Consider the following 24723-nt stretch of genomic DNA (forward strand, 5'->3'; position numbering starts at 1 on the left):
CGTGGTGTCGGCGGGTTTCCCGTCGGCGGCAAAGGAGGTACTCCCGTGGCGGTGGACAAGATGTGGGACGTCCTGCGTTTCCTGAAGAGTCCTCAGAGCGAGACCTCCGAGGAACTCCCTGCGGAGTCGAAGAAGGCGAAACAGCAGATCGACACCCGACTCGTGGAGGCCCTGGAAGCCCTGGAGGCCACCGAGGCGGCGGTGGACCGCAAGATCCTTCAGGAGGAACCGGCGTCCCCGGGGGTCACCCCCGACGAGACGCAGCTGCTGACCCCTCCCCCGGAGGCCTCTCGGTTCCCCTCCCCCGGAGAGAACGCCGGTTCTCCCGAACCTCCCCGGGAAGGGCGCATGAAGGATATCCCCGTGACTCGGGTGCGCCCCAATCCCTACCAGCCTCGCATCCACATGGACGAGGAGGAGATCCGGGAGCTGGCGGACTCCATCCGGGAGGTGGGAGTGCTTCAGCCCCTTCTGGTGCGTCCCGTGGAGGACGGCTACGAGCTGGTGGCAGGGGAGCGGCGGCTTCGGGCCGCCAAGGAGGCGGGGCTGGAGACGGTCCCCGCCCTCGTCATGGACGTGGACCCCTTCTCCCAGCAGCTTCTGGCCCTGGTGGAGAATCTCCAGCGCCGAAACCTGTCCTCCATCGAGGAAGGCAAGTGTCTGGAGGATCTGATCAACCGGACGGGGTGGAGCCAGACGGAACTGGCCCGACGCCTGGGGCGCTCCCAGGCTGCCCTGGCGAACAAGATCCGTCTCCTCAAGCTGGACGACGAGGTGCAGCAGCTGGTGGTGGCGGGCCGTCTGGGGGAACGGCAGGCCCGAGCCCTCCTTCCTCTCGCCCCGGAGCAGCAGCGGGGCCTGGCCTACCGGGCCATCGAGGAGGACCTGAACGTCCGAGACCTGGAACGGCTGGTGGAGGTGGATCGAGAGGATCGCCCCGTCTCGGGACGGGGACGCCGGGCCAAGCCCTCGGGGCTGCCCGGTCATCTGGCGGGCCCGGGAGGGCCCACGGGAGAGCTGCTCCAGGATCTCTCCGCCCTGGTGAACAAGCATCGGGCCCGGGGCATCCCCGCCCAGTGGAAGGTGCGGGAGCTGGCTCAGAACGCTCTGGTGGTGGAGATCATCGTGGACCTGAAGGCCCAAGGGGCCTCGTCGAAGGGGGACTAGGCCGTCGTGGCGGGACGCAAGAGCAAGGAAGCGCACAAGGAAGCGCCGGAACCGCAGCTCCATCCCCTCACGGGGGAGGTGGTGTCGAACCCCCTGGTTCCGGACTGGATCTTCGAGGGACTGGTCACCCTCTCCCTCACCCTGCCCAACCTGGTCTTCTCGGGCATGCACTGGTACGACACCCTCCACCTGATGAAGTGGTTCGTCACCCTGGTGCCCGTGGGGGTTCTCTCCGTCCTCGCCGGGGCCCGGCTGGCCCGGTACGGCACGGAGCGCACGGGTTTCGTCCTGGACCCCCTGGGAACCCTCTGGGTGGGGGTGCTCCTCTTTCTCTCCCTCCAGCCCTTCTGGGCGCCCCTGACCTCATCCGTCACCTTCCTCAAGGAATGGCTCACCCTGGGGTCCCTGGTGGCCCTCTACCTGCTCACCTACAACCTCTTCCCCACGGGGAACATGATCCGGGTGGCCCTGTGGCTGGCGAACCTCAACGCCGCGGTCAACGTGCTCTTCGCGGAACTCCAGATGCGCAGCCTCAACGCCCCCTTTCCGTTCATCATGAACACCCCGGGGTACTACATCGGCAACACCGCCCAGCAGGAGATGTTCGGCCTGTGGATGGCCATCGCCGTGCTCAACGGGGTGTATCTCCACGTGGCCTACGGGGGGCAGGAGGCGGCGGGGCGCATCCGACAGGGAGCCCTGCTGCGCTGGGGCAACCTGGTCCTCCTGGCGGTCAACGGCTGGGGCTTGTGGAACTCCACCGCCCGGGGGGGCATCCTCTCCCTCCTGGTGGGCTTCTCCGTGTTCGCCCTCATGGCCTGGCGGAACTACGACCGGTCCCACCTGCGCCGCCTGGGGGCCATCGTCCTGGTGCTGGGGGTGGTCCTGGCGGGCAGCTTCGTGGCGGACAAGGCCCTCAACACCGGCCGGGCGACCCTGATGACCCAGAAGACCCTGGACATGATCCAGAACCCCGGCTCCGTGGGGCTGCGCATCGGCATCTGGCGAACGAGCTTCCAGATGTTCCTCCAGCACCCCGTGACCGGCGTGGGGCTGGGGCACTTCAAGTGGAACTACCTCGCCGCCCAGCGGGCCATGTTCGACAAGTACCCCGACGGGGAGTGGCAGTTCACCTACTGGGCCCACAGCGAATACCTCCAGTGGCTTTGCGAACTGGGGGTCTTCGGCGGGCTGCTTCTGGCGGGTATGGGGCTTTTCTGGCTGGCGGGGTTCGGACGGGCGGTGGCCCGGCGGGAGGCCTTTCCCCTGGAGATCCTCTGGGCGGCGGGGATGGTCTTCCTCATCGCCACCGACGCGGTCTTCAGCCGTCCTTTCCATCGCGTGGAGATCGCCGTGTGGTTCGCCGTGGCCCTGGCCCTCTCCGCCCGCTCCTTCCTGCCCTCCCGGCTTTCCTGGACGGAGGTGCGCCACCCGGCGGTCTTCCGGGCCTTCGGGGGGCTGTGGGCTCTCGTGGCCTTGGGGGGGCTTCTCTTCCTGGGGGACGGCATGCTGGGGGACCGGTACCTCTTCGCCGCCACCCAGAGCCGGGACCCGAACTTCAAGATGGGCGCCCTGGACCAGGCGGGCAAGCACTTCATGTCCCGGGAGGAGGCCCTGGAGCAGAAGGGCTATCTGTATCTCATGGTGGCGGAGGCCAACCGGGACGGACGGTTCCTCAAGCCCGGCCTGGACCTTCTCTACCAGGCCTTCCGCCAGCGGGCGGAGGCCAAGAAGCTCATGGACCTCATGAAGGGCTACGGCACCCTGGGGGAGGAGGCCAAGGTCCGTGAGATGACCCGGTTCCTCAAGCCCGGGACCTTCCAGCTCCAGAAGGGCGGTCCCGCCTCGGGGGCTCCCCGAAGCGCCGCCCCGTGAGGGCCCCGGGGGGCTCCCGGGGGTTCACCCTGGTGGAGATCCTCCTGGTGGTGGCCCTGGTGGGACTCATCGCCACCTCCGCCCTGGGGCCCATGATCTTCCTGGTGGAAAAGCTCCGGGCCGTAAGGGACGACTACGGCGCGGAGAGGAAGGTCGTCGCGGCCCTGGAGTCGGTGGTGCAGGACCTTCGGGACGGCCTGCCCCAGGCGTCCGCCCCCTTTCGTCTGGTGCGCCGGGACGCCCTGGCGGGAGGCCCCGACGATGCCCTCCTGGTGTGGTCCCTGGGTCCCACCCGGCGGGGAGGCATCCTGGGAACGGTGGTATACACGGTGGTGCGCCAGGACCTGCTCCACCCGGTGGCTACGGGGTTGTACCGGTGGGACCTGAAGGTCAAGGCCCCGACGGACGTCTCCCTGGAGGGGCTCAAGACGGAGGACGCGCGCCTGGTGCTCCCCGGGGTGGACTCCTTCCGGGTGGAGGCGCGGCAGGAGAAGGCCTGGGTGCAGGAGGCCGCGGGAAAGCTGCCCCAGGGGGTACGGATCACCGTGACCCGCTGGGGACGCAGCTACCGCCACCAGGACTGGCTCCCCGTCCAGGAGGAGACCAAGCCGTGAGGCTCCGGGTATGAGGAAACCCGCAAAGGGAGGGTTCATCCTTCTTTCGGTGCTCCTCTCCGTCACGGTGCTCCTTTCCGCCGCCACGGGCCTGGCCTGGTTCGCCCGGTCGGAGGTGCGGATGACGGAGGAGCGGACCTTCCAGCTTCGGGCGAGGAGCGCCGCCTTCGGGGCCCTCAAAACGGCGGAGGCGCTCCTGGCGGCGAGGAGCGAAGATTACGACAGCCTCGCCGAGGCCCCCTACCGTCCCGGGTCGGTGAAACCCCTTCCCCCCGCAGGGGGGCTGACGGTGCGCCTCTCCCTGGTGCCCCTGGACGACCGGATTCCCCTGGGGTCCCTCTTCCTGCCCGACGGCTTCACCGTGAAAAAGGAGTTCGAAGGCCCCTGGGAGCGCCTTTTCCTGCTCCTGGGCAAGCCGGAGCTGGGGCCGAAGCTGCTGGACTACATGGATGGGGACACGGTGCCTCGCATGGGGGGCAAGGAGGAAGACGGGTACCTCAACCGTCCCGCCGAGGATCTCTCGCAATTCCTGAACTGCCCCGGGGTGGACCGGAAGCTGCTGTACGGCACCAAGGCCAAAGCGGGGCTTCGTCGCTTCGTCACCCCCTTCTGCGGGGAGAAGATCAACCTGAACACCGTGGACCCGGGGGTGCTGGCCCTTTTGGACGAGCGTCTGGGGGATCGGGAGGCGAAGGCCCTGGCGGCGCTTCGGATGACGGCTCCCATCAAGAAGGTGGAGGACCTGAAACGGATTCCCGGTTTTCCGGAGGACGTGCTCCCCCGGATCACCAACGTGGTGGGAGTGGCGAGCCGGTACGTCTCCGTGCGGATCCAGGTCCGCCAGGGAAGGTTGCAGAGGCGCTTCGAGGCGGTGCTGGAGCGTTCCGGAACGGGGCCCAAGGCATCCTGCACCCTGGTGCGGTGGGTGGAGTAGAGTCAGCCCGGCGAGGACAGGCCGGACGAAGGAGGAACGGATGGAAAGACGGGCGGCGCCTCCGCAGTTTTCGTTGGTAGACGATCCACTCCCGCAGGGAAGGGGGGTCCGGGTGGTGCTGGGCGCTCCCCGGACCCTCTCGGTGCAGCCCTTCGCCTTCCCCTTCTCCCAGCCGGGAAAGGTGCGGGAGGCCCTGAGGCTTCGCCTCCTCCCCCTGTTGGGAGAGGGGCTTGCCCAGACCCTGGTGGTCCCCCTGGTGACGGAACGCCGGGGCAAGGGGTGCTCCGGCGTCGCCTGGATCGCCCGCCGGGACGAGCTGGAATCCCTCTCCGCCCGGGTGGGAGAGGCCCGTTTCTGGCCAGCCCCCCTGGCCCTTCTGGGGGAGGAGCCCGACGGGGTCCTGGGGGTGGTGGAAGACGACGGGGTCGCCGCCCTCTTCGTGGCCGGCGGGATCCCCCGAGGCTACCGGTGGCAGCGCCTCTCGGGGCAGAGCCCCGAGGACCTTCGGGAAAACCTGCTTGCCCAGGGGGATGCCCTGGGCTGCCCCGGCCCCTGCCGGGTGGTGGACCTGCGGGACCCCTCCCAGCGGGAACGCTTTCTGCAGGAGGCCCCTCGGGGTTACGGGGCCCTTCCCTTCCTGGGAGACTTCGACCTGTCCCTCCGCGGGGCCGCCCACGCCGAATCCCGCAGCCGCTCCCTCCACACCCTGCGGCGCCTTTCCTGGATCCTGGGCCTGGGGGGCGGGCTCTTCTGCCTGGCCGCGGGGTACCAGTGGCTGGACGGATTCCGCACCCAGGAGACGGCGACCCAGGCCCAATACCGGGTCTTCCGGGGAGCCTTCGGGGAGGAATCCCCCGGGGATCCCCTGATGGAGGCCAAGCGGAGGCTTCGCCGCGCCGGGGCTTCCTCCTCCGGCCTTTCCTTCGGAGACCTGCTCGCCCTGATGGGACAGGCCTTCAAGGACCAGGGCCAGGGAGTTCGCCTGGAATCCCTCCGCTACGGCCCCGACAAGTCGGAGATCCAGGGTTCCGCCTCCACCACCGAGGCCGTCCAGGCCTTCCGCAAGCGGGTGGACGACGGCCCCCTTTCCGCCGCCATGGGGGACCTCCAGCAGATCCCCGGCGGAGGGTTCCGATTCGTTCTCACCCTGAAGGAGGACCGCCCATGAACGCCAAGGAACTGAGGGAATCCCTCCAGGAGCTTCGCCAGGATCCGGAGGGGCGCAAGGCCGCCACGGCCCTGCTGTTGGGGGTGCTGCTGTGGTGCTTCGGCGGGGGCATCTGGCTTCAGGCTTCCGCCCAGCAGGCCCAGGCACTGCAGGTCCGGCGAGACCTGCGGGAGCTGACGGACCTGGCGGCCCAGGCCCTGTGTCTTCCTGTGGGAGGAGCTGCGGCGACGCCGGAGGATCCCCTTTCCGCTCTCACCCAGACGGTGGAGTCCATGAAGCTCAAGGACCGGATGGTGCAGCTCGCCTCCAACCCCGCGGGGGCGGTGGTGCAGCTCGACGGTCTCTACGGGGAGGAGTGCACCGCCCTGGCCCAGGAGCTGATCCGCCGGGGGCTGACGGTGCGCACCGCGGAGCTGAAGGCCCTGCCTTTCCAGAAAGACCGCCTCCTCTCCGTGACCCTGGTGGTGGGGGGGAACAAGCCATGAGGATGCCCGCCCTGTCCGTGGACCTGCGGGCCTGGGTCCGCCCCGCCCTGGGGGGCCTGGGTCTGCTGCTGGTCTTCCTCCTGGGCCTGTGGGCCTTCTTCCCCTGGGGTGCCGCGGGGGAGCTGCTCTTCGCCCGCCTGTCCCTGAAGGCGGCGGGCTCCGGCGTCGTGGTCTCCGCCGCCGCCCAGGAGGTGGAGGGCCGCTTCGCCCCCACCCTGACCTACCGGGGGGTACGGCTCAAGACCTCCTTCGTGGAGGGCTTCTGCCGGGAGGCCGCCCTGAAGCTCTCCCCTGCGGGACTGCTGGGAGGGGCCGCCCGGGCCGTCCTGACCCTGGATCGGGGAGCCCTGGTCCTGCCGGATCGGCAGGAGGCCAAGTGGACCGACGGGGGTGCGCGGTTCCGGGTGTCCCCGTCGGAGCTGCGCATGGAGGATTTCCGCCTGCGGGGTTCCTTCTCCGCCGACGGCTCCCTGATCCTGGAGCTGCCCCAGGGGACCCCTCGGGGCTGGGACGTCTCCCTGAAGGTGCCCGACCCCCTGGACCGGACCCTGAACATGGTGCAGTACCTGATGCCCCTGAAGCGCACTGCCCCCGGGGCCTGGAGGACCCAGGGACCATGAGGCTGCCGGAGAAACTTCGCTCCCTGCGCCTTGCGCCCTTCGGTTCGGGGGACGGGTCCTCCTGGAAGGACCGCGTCAAGGACCCCGCCCGTTGGCTCGCCTGGGGGGAGGCGGCGGCTCCGTGGCTTGCCGCGGCCCTGGGGGCTCTGGCCCTGGCCTGGGGGGCCTCGGGGTTCCTGGAGGGCCGCTGGGCCCGCCTGGCCGCCGGCGACCTGGGAGCCCAGATCGAAGCCCTGTCCCAGAATCCGCCCCGCACGGTGGCCCAGGACCCCGCCCAGAAACTGGAGGTCTTCAAGGAGGCCAACCCCTTCGCCCTGACCCAAAAGGCCGGGGAGGCGGGGACGCAGACCGCCGCAGACGCCCTGGCCCTGGCGGGGACCCTGCCCGGCGTGGGGGCGTGGATCCGCGCCGACGGCTCCACCGCCCTGGTCCTGGTGAACCAGGAGTTCCGGGGCTTCAAGCTGGTGCGGGTGGATGCGGACCGCATCTACCTGGTGCGGGACGAGACGGTCCACAAGGTCTACCTCTACCTGTCCGGCTCCACGGCCGCGGCGACGCCGTCCCCTCCCGCGGGGACTCCGGGGGGGACCGTTGCGCCCCCCGGGGCCGTACAGGCCCCTGGGGAGGGCAAGGACGGCTCCCTGTCCCGGGAGCTGCTGGACAAGCTCCTCATGAACCCCTACGACGAACTCTCCAAGGTCCGGCTGATCCCCCAGACTTCCGGGGACGTGCAGGGAATGCAGGTGGCGGCCATCCAGCCCGACAGCCTGCTGGGGCAGCTGGGGGTGCAGGAGGGGGACACCATCCAGTCTCTCAACGGGGTGCCCATCCGCAACCTGAGCGACGTGTCCAACGCGGTGAACTCCCTCCTCGGAGGGGCCCGCATGGACGTCACGGTGGTGCGGGAGGGCAAGCCCGTCAACCTGGGGTACGCGGTGAAATGAGCCGAGGTCTCCCCCTTCCCGCAGGGCGGCGCGGAGGCTTCACCCTCGTGGAGGTGCTGGTGGCGGTGGCCATCCTGGGGCTCTGCGCCGTGGGGGCCCTGCGGTTGGCCCTGGTCTCCCAGCGGGCGCTGGACGAGGCCCGGACCCGAAGGGCCTTCCTGGAACAGGTGGCGGAGATCCAGATGGGGCTGCGGGACAAGACCCTGTCCGACAACGGCACCAGCGGCGACCTGGAATGGCGTCAGGCCCAGGCCCCCAGCCAGACGGGGGAAGCGTCCCCCGCGAAGTGGCGGGAGGTGGAGATCCGAGCGCCCGGAAGGACCCTGAGGGTGGTGGTTCCCTGACCACCTCCGGCGGAGCAAGGCGAAAGAGCGCCCCCCTTCGGGGAGGGCCGGATCGGTCTCATCCGAAAGTTCGTACCTTTGAAGGAGGTTCCCCCATGCGCGCAAGGCTTCTTCGTACCCTGGGCCCCCTGGCCCTGATCCTTCTCCTGGCGGCCCCCCTGTGGGCCCAGGACCCCCCGGCGGATCCCACGGACGAACGCAACCTCGTCCAGGCCGCCCGGGCCATGCGTTCCACCGGCAAGGTGCAGCTCAACTTCAAGGACCTGGAGCTGGCCAAGTTCATCCGGTTCATGTCCGAGCTTCTGGGGGAGAACCTGGTGGTGGACCCGGGGCTCAAGGGCAACGTCTCCGTGGTCTCCCCCCGGGCCATCTCCTTCAAGGAGGCTCGGCAGGTGATGCTCTCCATCCTGGAGATGAACTCCCTCACCCTTCAGAACATGGGGGGCTACTCCAAGGTGCTCCCCGCCTCCGCGGGCCCTTCCCAGGACTTCTCGGTGCGCAAGAGCCCTCGGGGCCCCGGACCGGGGGAGCAGGTGGTCACCCAGGTGGTGCCCCTGGACTACGTCAAGGCGGGGTACGTGGTGGAACCCGTGAAGGCGGCGGTCCAGGGCATCGGCATCCAGCCCCTCCAGTCCCAGATGGGGGTGCTCCTCACGGGCAAGGCCACCCTGGTGCAGCGGGCGGTGAGCCTCATCCAGGCCCTGGACGCCTCCGACAGCATCCGGGCCGCCAAGGTCTTCTCCCTCCAGTACGCCTCCCCCAAGCTCCTGGAGGGGCAGTTCAACGCCCTCTCCAAGGACCCGGGGGCCAAGGTGACGGGCATCCTGGCGGTGGCGGACGAGCCCAGCAAGAAGATCGTCCTGGTGGGCACCCGTCAGGCCCTCCGGGAGGCCCAGCGCATCATCCAGGCCCTGGACGTGCCCGTGCAGTCCACCAACTTCCGGGTCTACAAACTCCAGAACTCCGACGCCAAGAAGGTGGCGGAACAGCTTTCCCAGATCCTGGCGGTGGCGGCCCGGATGCAGCCCGACGCCAAGGGGACCATGCCCACCACGGTGGTGCCGGACCTGCCCACCAACAGCCTGGTGTTCTCCGCCCCGCCGGAGCAGTACGCCGCCATCGAACGGGTTCTGGAACAGCTGGACATCCAGCCCAAGCAGGTGCTCCTCCGGGGGCTGGTGGCGGAGGTGAACCTCACCAAGCTGGACCAGGCGGGGGTGGACTGGGCCGCCTGGGGGGGCGGTCTCACCGGGGACGGGGTCTTCGCGGGGCAGGTGCAGATGGGCAACAGCTCCATCCCCCCCATGTTCCTGGAGTGGTTCCGGGACCTCACCAAACACGACACGGTCACCTACGACCGCTTCGGCAACGCCATCACCACCACGGTCTACGACAGCAAGGCCCTGGTGTACGGCTACGTGAAGCTCCTCAACCGCTTCGACGCCATCAACGTGCTGTCCATGCCCCGGATCATGTGCACCGACAACCTGGAAAGCTCCCTCCAGGTGGGACAGGTGATCCCCCAGCTCAAGGGCAAGCTCTCGGAGGTGAACAACCCCAGTGCCGTCCAGAGCAGCTACGAGTACAAGGACACGGGGCTCATCCTCAAGGTGACCCCCCACATCCGCAGCGGCAACCTGGTGGCCCTGGAGATCGAACAGCGCATCGAAGAGGTCCTCACCGCCTCCACCGTGGACACCCCCACCACCACCAAGAGGGAGATCAAGACCAACGTGCTGGTGGAGAACGGCCAGACCATCATCCTGGGAGGCATCATCAAGGAAGCGGAGAAGTCCATGAAGAGCCGGGTCCCCGGCCTCTCCTACATCCCCCTCCTGGGGAACCTCTTCACCTCCACGGTGAAGCAGCGGGAGAAGGTGGACCTGATGATCTTCCTCACCCCCTACATCCTGGAGAACCCCCGCCAGGCGGTGGACGTGTCCGTGCAGATCTCCTCGGGGGACCAGGTCCCCAGCGCCGCGGAGGCCGAGACCACCCTGCGCCTGGACAAACTGTTCAAGGACGCGGTGAGGAAGCAGTGAGCGCCCCCTTCCCCGCCCCGGAGCGGGTCCTGCCCCTCATCCCGCCCCAGGTGAGCCTGGACGTGCTGCGGGAGCTGCTGCTGGTGCCCCTGCGGCAGGAGGAGGGGGTCCTGGTGGTGGCGGCCCCCTCCCTGGACCGGCTGGCTCAGGCGCAGCTCCTGGGGGCCGCCCAGGGGTGCGCCGTGGAGCTGGAGATCCACCCGGAACCCCGCATCGGCGAACTGATCCGGGCCCTCTACGACCTGAAGACCGGGGTGGCGGAGGAGACGGTGAGCGCCGTGGAGGGCATCGACGACCTCTCGGACCTGGTGCGCCTGGAGGTCTTGAGCGACTCCGTGGACGCCCCGGTGATCCGGCTGGTGAACGGCCTCATCCTGGAGGCCCTCAAGGTGCGGGCCACGGACATCCACCTGGAGCCCTACGAGGACCGCTTTCTGGTGCGCTACCGGGTGGACGGGGTGCTCCGGGACGCCTACTCCCTCCCCAAGGGACACCAGGCCCCCCTCACCAGCCGGGTCAAGGTCATGGCCCGCATGGACATCGCGGAGCGCTTCGTCCCCCAGGACGGACGCATCGGCATCGCCCTGGCGGACCGGGCGGTGGACATCCGGGTCAGCTCCCTGCCCACCCCCCACGGAGAGCGGCTGGCCCTGCGCCTCCTGGACAAGGCCCGGGGACTGCTCACCCTGGAGAGCCTGGGCATGGCGGCGGAGGAGCAGCGGGCTCTGGAGCGGCTCATCGCCCACCCCTACGGCATGATCCTCTTCACGGGGCCCACGGGCTCCGGGAAGAGCACCACCCTCTACGCCATCCTTCAGTCCCTGCGTCGGCCGGAGGTGAACCTCCTCTCCGTGGAGGACCCGGTGGAGTACGACCTCCCAGGGATCGGGCAGGTGCAGGTGAACGAAAAGGCCGGGGTCACCTTCGCCTCCGCCCTGCGCACCATCCTGCGGCAGGACCCGGACATCATCATGATCGGGGAGATGCGAGACTACGAGACCGCCCACATCGGCGTGCAAGCCTCCCTCACGGGGCACCTGGTGCTCTCCACCCTGCACACCAACGACTCGGTCAGCGCCGTGGGGCGCCTGGCGGACATGGGGGTGGAACCCTACCTCATCGCGGGGTCCCTCCTGGGGGTGGTGGCCCAGCGGCTGGTGCGCCGTCTCTGCCCCCACTGTCGTCGGGAGATCCCCGTGCCTCCCTTCCTGGCTCGATTGGGTGCGAAAGGGGCCTTCGGTCCCGGGGGCTGCGAGGCCTGTGGGGGGTCCGGCTATCGGGGGCGACTGGGGCTGTACGAACAGTTCGACGTGGACGGCCCCATCCAGGCGGCGGTGGCGGAGAACGCCCCCGCAGGAGTCCTGCGGGACCTGGCCCGGGAGCGGGGCCTGCGCACCCTCCTGGAGCTGGGGGTCCTGCGGGTGCAGGAGGGACTCACCTCCCCGGAGGAGGTCCTCCGGGTGGTTGGGGAGGCCTAGACGGTGCCCTTCTACCGGGTCAGCGCCTCCGATCCGACGGGCCGCACCCGAACCCTTCGGCGGGAGGCTCCCTCCGAGGGGGTGCTGCTGCGCACCCTGGGAGACCAGGGCTACGTGGTCCTCTCGGTGCGGCAGGAGGCGGCCCGAAGGACCGGGGGGGGCTCCAGGCCCCTGAACCTGGAGCAGCACGAGCAGTTCTGCGCCGCCCTGGCGGGGTTCCTGAAAAGCGGCTTACCCCTGGCCCAGGTGCTGGGCCTGCTGGAGCGGACCTCCTCCAAGAACCAGCGGCTGGGGGACCTGTATCGGACCTTGCGGGAATCCGTGGAGTCCGGCCGTTCCCTGGCGGTGGCCCTCAAGGAGAGCGGTCTCTTCCGGCCGGTGCTCCTGGGGCTGGTGGAATCCGCCGAGGCCTCCTCCAAGCTGCCGGAGATCCTGGACCGGGCGGCTCGACTCTTCGGGGACGAGCTGAAACTGCGGCGCAAGATCCAGTCCGCCGTCACCTACCCCCTGGCCATGCTGGTCATCGGGGTGGGGGTGGTGGGGTTCCTGCTGACCTACGTGGTGCCCCGGCTCACGGGGCTGTTCGCGGAGATCGGGGCGGCGCTGCCCCTGCCCACCCGGGTGCTTCTGGGAGTGGCGGGGGTGGTGAAGGCCCTGGCCTGGCCGGTCCTCCTGGGGCTCCTTCTGGGGTGGCTGTGGCTGCGCCGTCGCGGAGGGAACGTGAACTGGCCCTTCTTTCGGGGGACCCGGCAGCAGCTCGCACTGGCGCTGGTGTTCGCCCACCTGTCCACGCTGCTGAAGTCCGGCATCCCCCTGGTCCAGGCCCTGGAGCTCACCGCCCCCATGGATCGGGACCGAAATCGCTGGCGGGCAGTGGCGGAATCGGTGCGCATGGGGTATCGTTTCTCCCAGGGTTTGGAACGGCAGGGCGGTTTCCCGGAGGATCTCCTGGCGGTGCTGCGCATCGCCGAGTTGGGGGGGGACCTGCCGGACTCGCTAGAGAGGCTGGGGGCCACCTGCTGGGAACGATCCCAGGCGAGTCTGCAGCGCTTGGCGGACCTGGCGGAGCCGGCGATTATTGTCGTTTTAGGTGGGATGGTAGCTTTTGTCGTGGTGGCGGTGCTTCTGCCGGTGTTCGACCTCTCCAGCCTGATCCGGTAGAAAATCCCTGCGAAGTTGCGAGGAAAGCTCTGGACAAGGGGCGGACCCCGTGTTGTATGTGTTAAAGCCCTTGCCCGGGGCGGCACGTCGGGAAACAGTGGGAAACCGGCGCCCACCACCCCGCAGGGCAGAGGCTCCCGCCGCCGGACGGCGGCAAGAGGTACGGCGGCTTCGGCCGCAGACATGCGGGGTTTCGTGCGGTGGCTGATCCTTTCGATGACCTGAATGGAGGTGAGGCAGAGGGTACGAAAGACCTCGGGGCTTGTACCTTTGTGCGGGTGATGGTGAACCTTGAAAATTGAAAGGAGTGTGCGATTTGAAGAAAAAGTCTTTGTTTGCACTCGTTGCCATGGTAGTGTTCATGGCAACTGGGATTGCTTTCGCCGTTGCTCGGTTTGTCGGTCCTGCTGACCTCAGCGCGGCAGGTGATCCGACGGCGTGGTCGATCTATCAGTCCTACGACGCTGCGGTTCCTGTTGCTGGAGCTGGAGAGTATGCCTTCTCCGGGGTTAACATCAATCTTGGTATCAACAGCGACGACAATGTGAATGACGGGACTACTGCCGCCGGGCAGCGTAGGGCGTTGACTGTCTTCGGAGATTTCGGCGTGGCGGACGGTGCATTTCCTGCAGCTGCGCCGCGTATTTTCCGCGGGCTTGTGACCTCGGGAGATAACGGAGCTGCGGCTCCCGCGCTTACAAATTATGTGAGCGTCGATAAGTTTGTCTTTAACACGATTTCCACCACGACAATTCGGCCTGTGTTCCGTTTTGATGCGCAGCCGAATGCTGCAGTGCCTACCTCCTCTGTCGATATCCGCATTCTCGACAGCAATGGCAACAACGTTCTTGAGCGCGTGGTGCATCTCAACACGAATCCCGCCGTCAACATCGATAAGGCGACCAGCGTGGATGTTCCCGTGACTCTTAACGTGCCTGCCACTGTGGAGGCGGCCCCGGTTGCCTATACGTTGGAGCTTTCCTGGGCTGCTGGTGTGGCGGATGGTGGAGTGACCGCAGTCGGAGCTAAGCGGACCATGACCTATCCCATCCTCGTGGATCGGGTTGCCGCTCAGGATGCTGACCTCACCACTTCCGCGTTTATTAACGTCAATAACGATGCCGATGGCGACTTCAACAATGCCTTGGGGCAGAGAGTTGCGCTTCATCACTTTACCACCCCCCAGACGGCTCCTGTGACGACGAATATGGGGCTCGTTCCTAACGTCAATCTGGATGGCACTGCGGCGAATATCGATTTCTTTGTGCGCAATGATGGTCGTACCACGATGAGGAAGACCACTGGGTATGATGGCCTTTACTCCTGGACCAACAATGCGGGCACTCTGCGGGCCTACCGGATGCGTACCCTTCTTGGCGTTGGCACGGTCTCTACGGATCTGTTTACTGGGTTTGTTGGCCGTGAGCGGATTGCTGTCGCTGCCGGTACCTGGGCTCCTAAGCTTGCTAACGGCTGGGAGACCACGACGTATAACTGGACTTCTGCGGCCCTTCCTGCCGTGGCGACGATGGCGTTCGATGCCCGTACCGATGTGGCGAACGTCATGATTCGGAATGCTGTTCTGGCCAACAATGCTGCTGTGTTTAATCGCACGACCTACTTCCCGAGCATGGATGTGAATGTGACCATGGCTCAGGCTCAGGGCGTGACGGGGCATGTTTCCGCTCCGAGCATTTCCGCGAAGAACGTGGCTCCCGTCGCCTTTGAGATCCCCGTGCCCAATCCTGCCCGGGACGACGAGGTGTATGTCTATCCGATGCAGGTGACCCTCCGGGTCCGCGCGGCGGATGTGGACCGGGTGTGGGGCACCACCAGCAACAAGTGGCGGACTATCCAGAACAAGTTTGCGAACCTCAATGCGACTGGCGGACTGAAGGCGTTCCTTGATGCCATCGGCCCCCAGAAGGTGGTTGGCGGTCAGACCTATGCCCTTGCGAACGTGGCTCCTGCTGCGGATCTGCCCAAGTACTTCCAGGTCCGGAACAACGCTACGGATTCCGAGTACTACATCAGCTTCTTCATGGTCATCGCCGACATGGCGAAGCCCACGGGTCTGAACGACGTGGTCGCCGTGAACAATATGTTCATCGTCTACGACGGCCAGAAGAACAACGTGCTGGTGGATCCCATCTACGCTGGCGAGCCCACCACCACGACCCCGACGCCCACCTCTGGACCGACCCCCACGGCTGGCCCCACGGCCACCCCGACTCCGGGCAGCTCCAGCAGCAGCGGCGGTTGCTCCGCCTTCGGGTTCGCCCCGATGGCCCTCCTGCTTCTCGCCCCGCTGGCTCTTCTTCGCAAGCGCGGCTAAGCAGGTCCGGAAATCCTGGTAACACCTAGCATCTAGCGCCACGAACCGGGCGGGCCTTCGGGCCCGCCCGGTTTTTTTGATCTTCCCTAATGACCCGCTGCCACCAGGGTCAGTTCCTCCCCGCCGTTCCTTGCACGATGCGGGAAGGGGTGATACATTTGTTATACAGGGGGTGATGGCCATGTCCGCGCTTACGGCAGTTCGTTTGGGAGAAGCTCTGGAGGATCGACTGGCCCGAACGGCCCGTCGCATGAACCGCCCACGAAGCGGCCTCATCCGAGAGGCCCTGGAGCGGTACCTGGACGACCTGGAGGACTACGCCCGAGCAGTGGAGGCATGGGAGGTCCATGTGGCCTCGGGAGAGGAAACCCTTTCCCTGGAGGCCGTCAAGGCCAGCCTTGGCCTGGAGGCTTGAGTTCACTCCCCTCTGTGCGAGGATCCTGCACAAACTGGATCCCCCTACCGCGCGGAGGATTCTGGAGTACCTGGAGGATGCGGTCCGTTTGCCGGACCCTCGTCGGCGGGGGAGGGGGCTGACAGGGCCTCTGGCGGGGTTCTGGCGCTATCGGGTGGGAGACTACCGGGTCCTCTGCCGCCTGGAGGATGCGCGCCTGGTGGTCCTGATCCTGGAGATCTGTCGTCGGTCCCAAGGCTATCCTCCGAAGCCGACGGGTTGATGAGGGTGCAGGCCCCCCCGCCTCCAAAAGGGTTTTTGGGGGGGCTTTTGCCTTGGGGGTTCCCTGTACCGCCGCTTCCGAGCCGAGGATCCGTCCTTCCGCTCGGGGTTCCATCCATGGGGTCTGGAAGGGGGGTGAGTCGTGAATCTGCCGGAGCTGACGCCTGCGCAAAAACGCCTGGTGGAGGAACTCTGTCGCCGACACTTCGTGCGTCGTCTGGCCCTTTTCGGTTCCTTCGCCCGAGGGGAAGGGCGGGAGGGCAGTGATGTGGACCTTCTCGTCTCGTTCCTGGAGGACCGGGAGCCGGGGCTTCTGGGCCTCATGGCCCTGCAGGAAGACCTGGGGGAGGCCTTTGGCCGGACCGTGGATCTCCACACCCCGGAGGATCTGAGCCGTTTCTTCCGGGACCGGGTGGTTCGAGAGGCGGTGGACCTCTTGGGTCTGGTTCTGCGATGAGAAGAGGGGGGAGAAAAGAATGAAGAATCTGTGCTCCCGGCGAAGACCCCGATATGGCATCCCTTTGGAAGCGCTCCGAAGGGCTGCTCGGGGCGAGCGGGTGGTCTTTCGACCTCCCTTGGGTCCCGCGCTGGCTCTGGTTTCCCTGGAGGATGCGGAGCTGTTGGCGCGACTGGAGGACGAAAGGGATAACCGGCTGGCAGACGAGGCGCTGGCGGAAGATGGGGAGAACGTCACTCTAGACGTGATCCTGGCGGACTACGAAGCCAAGTATGGCGTACTCGATTGAGTTTCGTCCCTCCGTGCGGAAGGAACTATCCAGCTTAAGCCGGGAAATGCACCGTAGGGTTCTCCAGGCTATTCTCTCTCTTGCCCAGGACCCCTGTCCTCCGGGCTGCAAACTTCTTCGGGGAGAGCGGCGGTTTCGGATTCGGGTTGGGGACTACCGGGTTCTCTATGAGGTTCGCCATGAGGTGTTGCTGATCCTCGTGATCCGGGTGGGGCATCGCAGGGAGGTATACAGGTAGAGTCCCTTGCTCGATCCGACTGCCTTTCTTCCTTCCCTATCCGCCGTTCCCCCGGTACCAACCCCACCGTTTTGTGGTAGCGTAGCCCCGAAAGGGGGGAGTGTTCTGTCCGCCATCCTGGCCGATCTGAATTGGGAACTGCTGGCGGTGCTGGTGGCGGTGAGCGCCGTGGTGGCCTACGTGGGTGACGTGGTGGGCATGCGCATCGGCAAGAAGCGCATCTCCCTTTTCGGCCTGCGCCCCCGGCACACCTCCTCGGTGGTCACGGCCCTCACGGGTGTGCTGATCACCCTGGCCACGCTGATGGTCGTGTCCGCCGCCTCGGAGACGGTGCGCACCGCCCTGTTGGGGATGAAGTTCGTGCAGCGCCAGGTGACGGACCTGACCGGTCAGCTTCAGCAGAACCGGCAGGATCTGGAGAGCCTGGAGTTCCGCCTTTTCCAGAGCCAGGAGGAGCTGCAGAAAAAGGCCCGCGCCCTGGGGGAGGTGGAAAAGCGCCTGATCCAGGAAGGGGCGGCCCTTCGGGAGGCGAAAGACCGCCTTGAGGAGGCCCAGTCTCACACAAAGGACCTGGAGGACCGCCGCGCCCTGCTGGAAGTGCAGCTTGCGGATCTCCAGTCCCAGAAGACCAACCTGTCCCGCTCCGTGGCGAAGCTCCAGGGGGAGGCGAAGGCCCTTCGGGAGGGGCTCCAGCAGGTGCGGGAGGGGCGCATCGCCGTCCTGGCGGGGGAGCTGCTGTCCCAGCTTCCCGTGGAGCCCAAAGAGCGTACCCCTCGTCGGTCCCTGGACCTGCTGCTGGATCGGGCCAGCCAAGGGCTGGCGGCTCGTCTTGCCAAAAGCCCGGAGCAGGTGTCCGTGGCTCTGGACGAGGAGGAGCGGGCCAAGGCTCTGGCGCTCCTCTCCGGCACGGCGGATCGGCGGGTGCTGCGGCTCATCGCTCGGTCCAACGCGGTGCTGGGCGAGACGGTGTACGGCCAGGTCCAGTCCTTCCGCAGCGTGGTGGTGGTGAAGGAGGGGGAGGTCCTGGCGGCACGGGAGGTTCCCTCGGGCACGTCCCCGGAGGAGGCGGAACAGATTCTCCACGTCCTCCTGCGGGAGGTGAACCAGAAGGTGGTGCGTCGGGGGGTGCTCCCCGACCCCCTGCGGGGCACCGTGGGAAACTTGAGCGCCACGGAGTTCTACGACGGGGTGGAGCGCATCGCCGAAAGCCGCACGTCCCTGACGGTCTCCGTGCTGGCGCAGAAGGACATCTACACCGAGGGGCCCGTGGCGGTGCGCATCGTCACCAAGGCCCCCTGAAGAAGACGGAGGAATCCATGCTCATCGTTGGTTGCCAACACTGCGACAAGACTGAGATCCTTCCCGGGACGCCGGACCCCGACGGGGTGGCCCGGACCCGTTGGACCTGCCCCCGCTGCGGGGCGGGGCAGGTACTCCAGCTCCCCCTGGCGGCGGATGCCCGGGGGAAGGACCTGCGGCAGATCCTGGGGGGACTGGCCCTCCTGCCCACGGAGCCGTCGGTTTCCCCCGACGCTCCCGCTGCCCTGGAGTCTCCCCATGGGCTCCCTTGAGGGCTACCTCACCTACGACAGCAAGGAGGCGGTGAGGCCCGAGGAGCTTCAGGACCTCTACCGCTTCACCCGCTGGGGGCGCAGCCGTTCCCTGGAGCAGATCGAACGGATGCTGGCGGGCACCAGCATGTGTTTTTCCATGCGCCGGGAGGGGAAGCTGGTGGCCTTCTGCCGCCTGATGACGGACTTCGTCTTCCGGGGTTCCCTGTGGGACATCCTGGTGCACCCAGACCACCAGGGCAAAGGAGTGGGCAGCGCCCTGCTGGATTATGTGCTGGACCACCCGGCGGTGCGCTCCATCCCCCTCCTTTCCACCTACACCAGCGACTTGGTCCCCTTCCTGGCCCGCAAGGGCTTCGAGCCCCGGGAGGGGGCCCTGGTGCTCCAGCGCCGTCCCATCGAGTACACGTGAAAGAGCTTCGGGCTTGGGTGCCGAGACCCCTTGTGGTATAAGTGGGGACAGGTCGCCGCTTCGCCTTTTCGAGGCGGGGCGGCGCATTTTATGTGGAGGTGTGTTTGTTGAGCAAAGAACGGTTCCTTTTCACGTCCGAATCCGTGACGGAGGGGCACCCCGACAAACTCGCAGACCAGATCTCCGATGGCGTTCTGGACGCCATTCTGGAGCAGGACCCCATGGGCCGCGTGGCCTGCGAAACCCTGGTGAGCACCGGTCTGGTGGTGGTGGCGGGGGAGATCACCACGAACTGCTACGTGGACATCCCCAAGGTGGCCCGGAACATCGTCAAGGACATCGGCTACACCCGGGCGAAGTACGGCTTCGACGGAGACACCTGCGCGGTGATCACCGCCATCGACGAGCAGTCCCCGGACATCGCCCAGGGGGTGGACAAGGCCCTGGAGATGCGGGAGTCCCACCTGACGGACGACCAGATCGACGCCATCGGCGCGGGGGACCAGGGGATGATGTTCGGTTTCGCCTGTGACGAGACGGAAGAGCTCATGCCCGCCCCCATGTCCCTGGCCCACAAACTGGCCCGGCGGCTGGCGGAGGTGCGGCGCCAGAGGGTGCTGCCCTACCTGCGGCCCGACGGGAAGACCCAGGTGACCCTGGAGTACGTGGACGGTCGCCCGGTGCGGGTGGACACCATCGTGGTGAGCACCCAGCACCACCCGGCGGTGGATGCGGCGCAGATCGAGGCGGACGTGATCGAGCACGTGGTCCGTCCCGTGGTGCCCCCCCAGTGGGTGGAGCGCAAGCCCCGCATCCTGGTGAACCCCACGGGGCGTTTCGTCCTGGGAGGTCCCCTGGCGGACACGGGCCTCACGGGGCGCAAGATCATCGTGGACACCTACGGCGGCATGATCCCCCACGGGGGGGGCGCCTTCTCCGGGAAGGACCCCACCAAGGTGGACCGCTCTGCCGCCTACATGACCCGCTACGCCGCGGTGAACGTGGTGGCCGCGGGCCTGGCCCGCTCCTGCCAGATTCAGGTGGCCTACGCCATCGGGGTGGCCCATCCCGTGTCGATCATGGTGGACACCTTCGGCACCGGGGTCCTCTCCGACGAGGCCCTCACGGCCCTGGTGCGGGAACACTTCGACTTCCGCCCCGCCGCCATCCTGCGGGACCTGGAGCTTCGCAAGCCCCAGTACCGGCGTCTTGCGGCCTACGGACACATGGGGCGCAGGGATCTGTCCCCCCTGCCCGCCTGGGAGCGCACGGACCGGGCGGAGGCCCTTCGCAAGGCCGCCCAGAGCCGGGCGTAGACTTCGCAGGGGGCGGGTTTCCCGCCCCCTGCCGTTTCACCCCGTGCATCCCTGGATCGCCCCCCTGCTGCACCTCCTGTGGCCCTGCTCCTGCCCCGTCTGCGGACGGGTGGGGGAGGTGGCCTGCCCACCCTGTCTGGAGTCCCTGGTCCTGCCCCTTGCTCCCCACTGTCTTCTCTGCCAAGGGCCTTTCCCTTGCCCCCGACACCCCCGGGCTCCCGGGGTGTTCCCCGGCGTCCTCCACGAGGGCAAGGCCCGGGAGCTGGTCCACCTGTTAAAATATGAAGGGTGGAAGGCACTGGGGGTTCCCATGGGACGCGCCCTGGCGTCGAAACTGCCCCGCCTCGAAACGGACCTGCTGGTGCCGGTGCCCCTGCACCGGGGCAGCCCCAGAGCTTACAACCAGGCGGCGGGGCTGGCCCGGGGTCTGGCTTCCCTCTGGGGGACGGAGGTGGCGGAATCCCTGCGCTGGACCCTGCAGCGGCCGCCCCAGGTCGCTTCCGACGGGGCGGCGCGGCGCCTTCCCGAGGGGGCCCTGGCGTGGGCCCGTCCCGGCCCCGCGGGGCGGGTGGTGTTGGTGGACGACGTGTCCACCACAGGAGAGACCCTGCGGGCCGCGGCTCGGGCCGCCGGGGCTGCGGGATGGAAGGTCGCGGGGGCGGTGGTCTGGACCTGGAGCCCCGGCGGCTGCAAGGAGGGTTGAGAGCCATGCCCCTGGAACTGGTGGAATGCTGCATCTGCCACAAGGCCTTCGTGCGGACCGGGGGCAGCGGGGTGGCCTGTCCTCGCTGTCAGGGAGAGGCGGAGGCCCTCTACGGGGCGATCCGGGCCTTGCTTCGGGACCACGGGGACCTGCAGCTCACGGCCCAGGAGGTGGGGGAGCTGTTGGGGATCGAGGAGCGGGTCGTCCAGGCCCTGGTGAAGGAGGGACGGCTGGAGCTGCAACCCCTTCCGGACGGGTCGCCCCGCACCGCCGGGGTCTGCCCCGGATGCGGGGCCGCGGTGACCGGCGGGGGGCTCTGCGAGCGATGCCGCAGCGCCCTTCGGGAGGAATGCCGCGCTCACCGCAGGGGTTTTCTCTAAAGGCCTCCCCACCGGATCGTTTGGGAAGCCACAAATGAGTCCCCAGCCCCATAGGGAGACTGCTAAAGCCTCTTGGCTCCGTTCCCGATACACAAGCAAGGCCGGGATCTGCGGCCGTCGAACACGAGGGGAGATCGCCATGATCGATCGCATCCAGAGAGTCTACGGAAACCAACCCATCGAACGCAGCGCCCCCAAGAAGCGCTCCGAAGGGGTGCAGGGGGGGAGTTCCGACGCGGTGAGCGTCAGCTCCTTCGCCCGGGAGCTGGCCCAGGCCACGGGGGAACTGAAGAAGCTCCCCGAGGCGAGGCAGGACCGGGTGGACGACCTCCGTCGCCAGGTGGAGGCGGGGACCTATGCCCCGGACCTCAAATCCCTGGCGTCCCGTTTGGTTTGGGCGGGGATTCTGAAGACGGAGGATTGACCCTTGAGCTCCGGTGCGCTTTTGGAGACCCTGCGGGTTCAGGAAGGAATCCTCAGGGAGCTTTGGGAAGTGACGATCCGTCAGCGGGAGGCGCTCAAAGGAGAGCGCCTTTCTGCGTTGCAGGACCAGATGAGGGAGCTTCAGCACCTTTCCGTGCGGGCCCAGGCTGCGGAGGTCAAGCGAGGCCGCCTCTCCCGGGATCTGGCGGAGGAGCTGGGGTGCGACGCGGTCCTCACGGAGATCTGTGCCCACCTTCCCCAGGAGGAGGCCCGCTCCCTTGAGGAAGCGGGGGCGGACCTGCTGGGGGCTGTGGGGTTGCTTCGGGCGGAGATGAAGCTTTTGGGGATTCTCATGGAGGAGTCCCGCACCCTCAACGAAATGATGCTGGGGGAGTGGCGGCGCCTTGCGGAGATCCCCATGGGGTCCGGTGGGTTCGATACCCGCATCTAGGGGGGCATAGGGATGATCAACAGCTTCTTCGGGTTCGAGATGGGACGTCGGGCCATGGACTACTTCCGCCGGGGCATGGAGACGGCGGGGCACAACATCGCCAACGCGGATGTGGAAGGCTACTCCCGCCAGCGGGTGGAGGCCTCCTCCACCGACCCCTTCACCGATCCGGGCCTGGCGCGTCCCGCCATCCCCGGACAGATCGGCACGGGGGTCAAGATCGACGCCATCAAGCGCCTGCGCGACCTCTTCCTCGATTCCCAGTACCGGGAGGAAATCTCCGTCCAGGGGTACTGGGAACAGGTCCAGCAGGCGGTGAACCAGACGGAGATCTACGTCAACGAACCCGCGGGCAAGGGCTTCCAGTACGCCATCGACCAGTACTGGGAGGCACTTCAGGAAGTGAGCAAGCGCCCCGACGACAGCGCCACCCGGGAGAACCTGGTGCAGAAGACCAAGTCCACCGTGGCGTTCCTCCATCAGCTGGAGACCAACTACGACCAATACCGCACGGCCCTCAACAAGGAAATCAAGCTCAAGGTGGACCAGGCCAACGAGTACATCGACCAGATCGCCGGGCTCAACGAGGTCATCTCGGAGATCAAGGGCGTGGGGGGCAACCCCAACGACCTTCTGGACCGCCGGGACCTGCTGACGGAGAAGCTCAGCAAGATCATCGACTGCACCGTGGGCAGCCCCTGCATCGACGAGGCGGACGGGGAGTTCAAGATCGACCTGCACGGCAAGCTGCTGGTACAGGGAACCAAGACCCGTCACCTCGAGACCGTCCCCATGGTGGGAAACCAGGGTTTTTTCGACGTCCAGGTGGAGGACAACACCTTCGACCACGTCAGCAACCCCGAGGTGGCGGTGGCGGTGCTGGAACAGCGCATGACCGAGTCCGTGGTGTCCCTCCAGGTCAAGAGGCTGGCCAACGAGGCCAACTGGGAGGTGGGCAAGGGAAACGGGCGTCTCGCCGTCCAGGATGCCAACGCAGCCCTGGGCCTTCGGGGCAGCTTCGGTATCCAGGTGGGAACCAACGGAGTCCAGAAGACCACCACGGCGTTTCCGGGAAACCCCCCCGCGGTTCTCGTCGGGACGGTGCTGGAGCCCCCCATCCCTGCCACCACCGAGGTCACCCACCGCTTCCGCGTCGCTGCGGGAGGGTTCGAAAGTCTGGTGCAGGTTCGCTGGAACAGCGTCACCAACCAGTGGGACATCACGGACAATCAGGGGCATGCCGCCGCCAGCGCCACGGCCAACCTGAACCTCTCGGACCTGGACAGCTTCTTCGGCGCAAACTACGGCGCGGCCCTGGACTGCTCCGTCAACGGTGCAGGGAACGAGTGGACCCTGGGGTCGGACAACCGGGAACTCCTTTCCATCACCGACGTTCAGGGCAACCTGGCCTCCCAGCTGGGCCTCAAGAACTCCGGTCCCGCGGTGACCATCAACGTGACGGAGGAGGATACCCTCACCACCATCGCCAACAAGATCAACGGGGCCTACGCCAGCGAGTTGGCAAAGAAGACCCCTCCGGAGCTGACCACCGACCCGGCGGGAGACCCCCCGGACCGCCCGGAGGAGTGGCTGCGCTGTCTCATCGAACGGGACGGGGCCAACGGGGCCTACTACCTCAAGCTTCAAAGCGACCTGGCGGGGGAAGGGCAGCGGATCAACGTTCTGGGCGGGGATGACTGCGGCACCGGGCAGGGCGGCAGCCTCTACATGGCCCGCAAGCTGGGTTTCGTCAACGTGGAGGATCCGGCGACGCCGGAGCTGGAGCTGGACACCACCAGCTTCATCACCCAGGCTCAGGACGCCTACTTCGTCTTCGAGAACAAGGAATACCTCTCCGTAAGCAACGCCTTCCGGGACGCAAGGCTCCTCACCCCGGACGACGGGTGGTCCGCCTCCACGGCGGAGGAGCTGTACTCGGGGCTGCGCCTGGAGCTTCGGGCCGTGGGAGAGACCCAGATCCAGTGCCGCCACCACGTCCAGGGGGGGGCACTCAAGGGCATGCTGGAATCCCGAGACGACTTCATCCTGGCCCAGATGGACAGCTTCGACGAGATCGTCTTCGGCCTGGTCTCGGAGACCAACGCCCTCCACTTCGCGGGACACGGCACGGGGGACTACCTCATGACTTCGGGGGTGGAGTTCTTCGACACCGTGGCCGTCCGGTACGGCGCGGCGAAGAGCTTCGAGCTGAACGAAGAGATCGAGAACCATTCGGGGCTCATCGCCGCCGCCAGCGACGACGGCAAGGGTAAGGCCCAGGGGACCGGGGGCACCTCCTCCGGGGACGGTTCCAACGCCCTGCGCATGGCCCAGCTGAAGCAGACTAAGGTCCTGAACGACCGCACCGCGGACTTCAACGCCTTCTACGAGAGCTTCATCGCCGAGCTGGGGGCCACGGGGCAGCGCGCCGCCACCATGGGGAAGAACCAGACCGCCCTGGTGGGGCAGATCCAGACCCAGCGGCAGGCGGTGATGGGAGTCAACATGGACGAAGAGATGATGGACATCATCAAGTTCCAACAGGCTTTCAACGGCGCGGCCCGGTACATCACCACCATCGACGAAATGCTGGACAAGATCATCAACGGCATGGGTCGGGTAGGACTCTAGGCTCTTCTA

27 protein-coding genes are annotated in these 24723 nt (G+C 67.2%); all 27 read left to right on the forward strand.

Going from position 1 to position 24723, the window contains the following annotated elements; all coding sequences use genetic code 11:
• The first annotated feature begins 45 nt into the window (after positions 1-45).
• The 27 genes from APAU_RS05195 to flgK all read left to right on the forward strand — a co-directional run bounded on the left by APAU_RS05195 (position 46) and on the right by flgK (position 24714).
• A complete protein-coding gene (locus tag APAU_RS05195) occupies positions 46-1167 on the forward strand; it encodes a ParB/RepB/Spo0J family partition protein (protein WP_006300654.1) in 1122 nt (373 codons plus the stop codon).
• A 6-nt stretch (positions 1168-1173) separates the two neighbouring features.
• Positions 1174-3042 carry an O-antigen ligase family protein gene (locus tag APAU_RS05200; RefSeq protein WP_006300655.1) on the forward strand — a complete coding sequence of 623 codons (1869 nt, stop codon included), beginning with the start codon at positions 1174-1176 and terminating at the stop codon, positions 3040-3042.
• Positions 3039-3656 carry a type II secretion system protein gene (locus APAU_RS05205; protein WP_006300656.1) on the forward strand — a complete coding sequence of 206 codons (618 nt, stop codon included), beginning with the start codon at positions 3039-3041 and terminating at the stop codon, positions 3654-3656. The genes APAU_RS05200 and APAU_RS05205 overlap by 4 nt, the downstream gene beginning before the upstream one ends.
• Before the next feature lie 10 nt (positions 3657-3666).
• Positions 3667-4590 (forward strand): type II secretion system minor pseudopilin, encoded by a 924-nt coding sequence (locus APAU_RS05210; RefSeq protein ID WP_006300657.1) that lies wholly within the window; start codon positions 3667-3669, stop codon positions 4588-4590.
• Positions 4591-4702: 112 nt separating this feature from the next.
• Positions 4703-5758, forward strand: coding sequence for a type II secretion system protein GspL (gspL, locus tag APAU_RS05215; protein WP_040344914.1), 1056 nt, complete (start codon positions 4703-4705; stop codon positions 5756-5758).
• Positions 5755-6243, forward strand: coding sequence for a type II secretion system protein GspM (gspM, locus tag APAU_RS05220; protein ID WP_006300659.1), 489 nt, complete (start codon positions 5755-5757; stop codon positions 6241-6243). The genes gspL and gspM overlap by 4 nt, the downstream gene beginning before the upstream one ends.
• A complete protein-coding gene (gspN, locus tag APAU_RS05225) occupies positions 6240-6863 on the forward strand; it encodes a type II secretion system protein GspN (protein ID WP_006300660.1) in 624 nt (207 codons plus the stop codon). The genes gspM and gspN overlap by 4 nt, the downstream gene beginning before the upstream one ends.
• A complete protein-coding gene (gspC, locus tag APAU_RS05230; RefSeq protein WP_006300661.1) occupies positions 6860-7807 on the forward strand; it encodes a type II secretion system protein GspC in 948 nt (315 codons plus the stop codon). Before gspN ends, gspC begins: the two co-directional genes overlap by 4 nt.
• Positions 7804-8151 (forward strand): type II secretion system protein, encoded by a 348-nt coding sequence (locus tag APAU_RS05235; protein WP_040344916.1) that lies wholly within the window; start codon positions 7804-7806, stop codon positions 8149-8151. Before gspC ends, APAU_RS05235 begins: the two co-directional genes overlap by 4 nt.
• 95 nt (positions 8152-8246) lie before the next feature.
• On the forward strand, positions 8247-10193 hold the full coding sequence (gene gspD / locus APAU_RS05240; protein ID WP_006300663.1) for a type II secretion system secretin GspD: 1947 nt from the start codon (positions 8247-8249) through the stop codon (positions 10191-10193).
• A complete protein-coding gene (locus APAU_RS14635; RefSeq protein ID WP_006300664.1) occupies positions 10190-11671 on the forward strand; it encodes a GspE/PulE family protein in 1482 nt (493 codons plus the stop codon). The genes gspD and APAU_RS14635 overlap by 4 nt, the downstream gene beginning before the upstream one ends.
• 3 nt (positions 11672-11674) lie before the next feature.
• Positions 11675-12832 carry a type II secretion system F family protein gene (locus APAU_RS05250; RefSeq protein WP_006300665.1) on the forward strand — a complete coding sequence of 386 codons (1158 nt, stop codon included), beginning with the start codon at positions 11675-11677 and terminating at the stop codon, positions 12830-12832.
• A 316-nt stretch (positions 12833-13148) separates the two neighbouring features.
• Positions 13149-15167, forward strand: a complete 2019-nt coding sequence (locus APAU_RS13530) for a Synerg-CTERM sorting domain-containing protein (RefSeq protein WP_083806765.1) — start codon at positions 13149-13151, stop codon at positions 15165-15167.
• Between the two features lie 181 nt (positions 15168-15348).
• Positions 15349-15582: a type II toxin-antitoxin system RelB family antitoxin gene (relB, locus tag APAU_RS05260; RefSeq protein WP_006300667.1), complete on the forward strand. Its 234-nt coding sequence runs from the start codon at positions 15349-15351 to the stop codon at positions 15580-15582.
• Entirely contained in the window at positions 15566-15844 is a 279-nt protein-coding gene (locus tag APAU_RS05265) for a type II toxin-antitoxin system RelE family toxin (RefSeq protein WP_006300668.1), read from the forward strand. Before relB ends, APAU_RS05265 begins: the two co-directional genes overlap by 17 nt.
• A gap of 141 nt (positions 15845-15985) precedes the next feature.
• Positions 15986-16300 carry a nucleotidyltransferase family protein gene (locus APAU_RS05270; RefSeq protein ID WP_006300669.1) on the forward strand — a complete coding sequence of 105 codons (315 nt, stop codon included), beginning with the start codon at positions 15986-15988 and terminating at the stop codon, positions 16298-16300.
• 100 nt (positions 16301-16400) lie between these two features.
• Positions 16401-16589, forward strand: coding sequence for a hypothetical protein (locus APAU_RS13290; RefSeq protein WP_156789437.1), 189 nt, complete (start codon positions 16401-16403; stop codon positions 16587-16589).
• 46 nt (positions 16590-16635) lie between these two features.
• Complete coding sequence (locus tag APAU_RS12980) at positions 16636-16827, forward strand: type II toxin-antitoxin system RelE family toxin (RefSeq protein WP_232207770.1); 192 nt, start codon at positions 16636-16638, stop codon at positions 16825-16827.
• A gap of 6 nt (positions 16828-16833) precedes the next feature.
• The gene (locus APAU_RS05275) at positions 16834-18126 is read left to right on the forward strand and encodes a DUF3084 domain-containing protein (protein ID WP_083806768.1); all 1293 of its coding nucleotides are present in this window, start codon (positions 16834-16836) and stop codon (positions 18124-18126) included.
• A 17-nt stretch (positions 18127-18143) separates the two neighbouring features.
• Positions 18144-18398 (forward strand): hypothetical protein, encoded by a 255-nt coding sequence (locus APAU_RS05280; RefSeq protein WP_006300673.1) that lies wholly within the window; start codon positions 18144-18146, stop codon positions 18396-18398.
• The gene (locus tag APAU_RS05285) at positions 18385-18810 is read left to right on the forward strand and encodes a GNAT family N-acetyltransferase (RefSeq protein ID WP_006300675.1); all 426 of its coding nucleotides are present in this window, start codon (positions 18385-18387) and stop codon (positions 18808-18810) included. Before APAU_RS05280 ends, APAU_RS05285 begins: the two co-directional genes overlap by 14 nt.
• A 107-nt stretch (positions 18811-18917) precedes the next feature.
• On the forward strand, positions 18918-20126 hold the full coding sequence (gene metK / locus APAU_RS05290) for a methionine adenosyltransferase (protein ID WP_006300676.1): 1209 nt from the start codon (positions 18918-18920) through the stop codon (positions 20124-20126).
• Between the two features lie 43 nt (positions 20127-20169).
• On the forward strand, positions 20170-20829 hold the full coding sequence (locus APAU_RS05295) for a ComF family protein (protein ID WP_006300677.1): 660 nt from the start codon (positions 20170-20172) through the stop codon (positions 20827-20829).
• Positions 20830-20834: 5 nt separating this feature from the next.
• Positions 20835-21209, forward strand: a complete 375-nt coding sequence (locus APAU_RS05300; RefSeq protein ID WP_006300678.1) for a MerR family transcriptional regulator — start codon at positions 20835-20837, stop codon at positions 21207-21209.
• A 139-nt stretch (positions 21210-21348) separates the two neighbouring features.
• Complete coding sequence (gene flgM / locus APAU_RS05305) at positions 21349-21633, forward strand: flagellar biosynthesis anti-sigma factor FlgM (RefSeq protein WP_006300679.1); 285 nt, start codon at positions 21349-21351, stop codon at positions 21631-21633.
• Between the two features lie 3 nt (positions 21634-21636).
• A complete protein-coding gene (gene flgN / locus APAU_RS05310; protein WP_006300680.1) occupies positions 21637-22083 on the forward strand; it encodes a flagellar export chaperone FlgN in 447 nt (148 codons plus the stop codon).
• Between the two features lie 12 nt (positions 22084-22095).
• Positions 22096-24714: a flagellar hook-associated protein FlgK gene (gene flgK / locus APAU_RS05315; protein ID WP_006300681.1), complete on the forward strand. Its 2619-nt coding sequence runs from the start codon at positions 22096-22098 to the stop codon at positions 24712-24714.
• Positions 24715-24723: the final 9 nt, after the last annotated feature.

Source organism: Aminomonas paucivorans DSM 12260 (genome assembly GCF_000165795.1).
GTDB classification, from domain to species: Bacteria; Synergistota; Synergistia; order Synergistales; family Synergistaceae; genus Aminomonas; species Aminomonas paucivorans.

Coding starts and splice junctions, on each gene's coding strand:
- APAU_RS05280 (WP_006300673.1), top strand. CDS start 18,144: ATGCTCATCGTTGGTTGCCAACACTGCGACAAGACTGAGATCCTTCCC.
- flgK (WP_006300681.1), top strand. CDS start 22,096: ATGATCAACAGCTTCTTCGGGTTCGAGATGGGACGTCGGGCCATGGAC.
- APAU_RS12980 (WP_232207770.1), top strand. CDS start 16,636: ATGCACCGTAGGGTTCTCCAGGCTATTCTCTCTCTTGCCCAGGACCCC.
- gspC (WP_006300661.1), top strand. CDS start 6,860: ATGAGGCTGCCGGAGAAACTTCGCTCCCTGCGCCTTGCGCCCTTCGGT.
- flgM (WP_006300679.1), top strand. CDS start 21,349: ATGATCGATCGCATCCAGAGAGTCTACGGAAACCAACCCATCGAACGC.
- gspD (WP_006300663.1), top strand. CDS start 8,247: ATGCGCGCAAGGCTTCTTCGTACCCTGGGCCCCCTGGCCCTGATCCTT.
- APAU_RS05210 (WP_006300657.1), top strand. CDS start 3,667: ATGAGGAAACCCGCAAAGGGAGGGTTCATCCTTCTTTCGGTGCTCCTC.
- relB (WP_006300667.1), top strand. CDS start 15,349: ATGTCCGCGCTTACGGCAGTTCGTTTGGGAGAAGCTCTGGAGGATCGA.
- APAU_RS05300 (WP_006300678.1), top strand. CDS start 20,835: ATGCCCCTGGAACTGGTGGAATGCTGCATCTGCCACAAGGCCTTCGTG.
- gspN (WP_006300660.1), top strand. CDS start 6,240: ATGAGGATGCCCGCCCTGTCCGTGGACCTGCGGGCCTGGGTCCGCCCC.
- APAU_RS05285 (WP_006300675.1), top strand. CDS start 18,385: ATGGGCTCCCTTGAGGGCTACCTCACCTACGACAGCAAGGAGGCGGTG.
- APAU_RS05235 (WP_040344916.1), top strand. CDS start 7,804: ATGAGCCGAGGTCTCCCCCTTCCCGCAGGGCGGCGCGGAGGCTTCACC.
- gspM (WP_006300659.1), top strand. CDS start 5,755: ATGAACGCCAAGGAACTGAGGGAATCCCTCCAGGAGCTTCGCCAGGAT.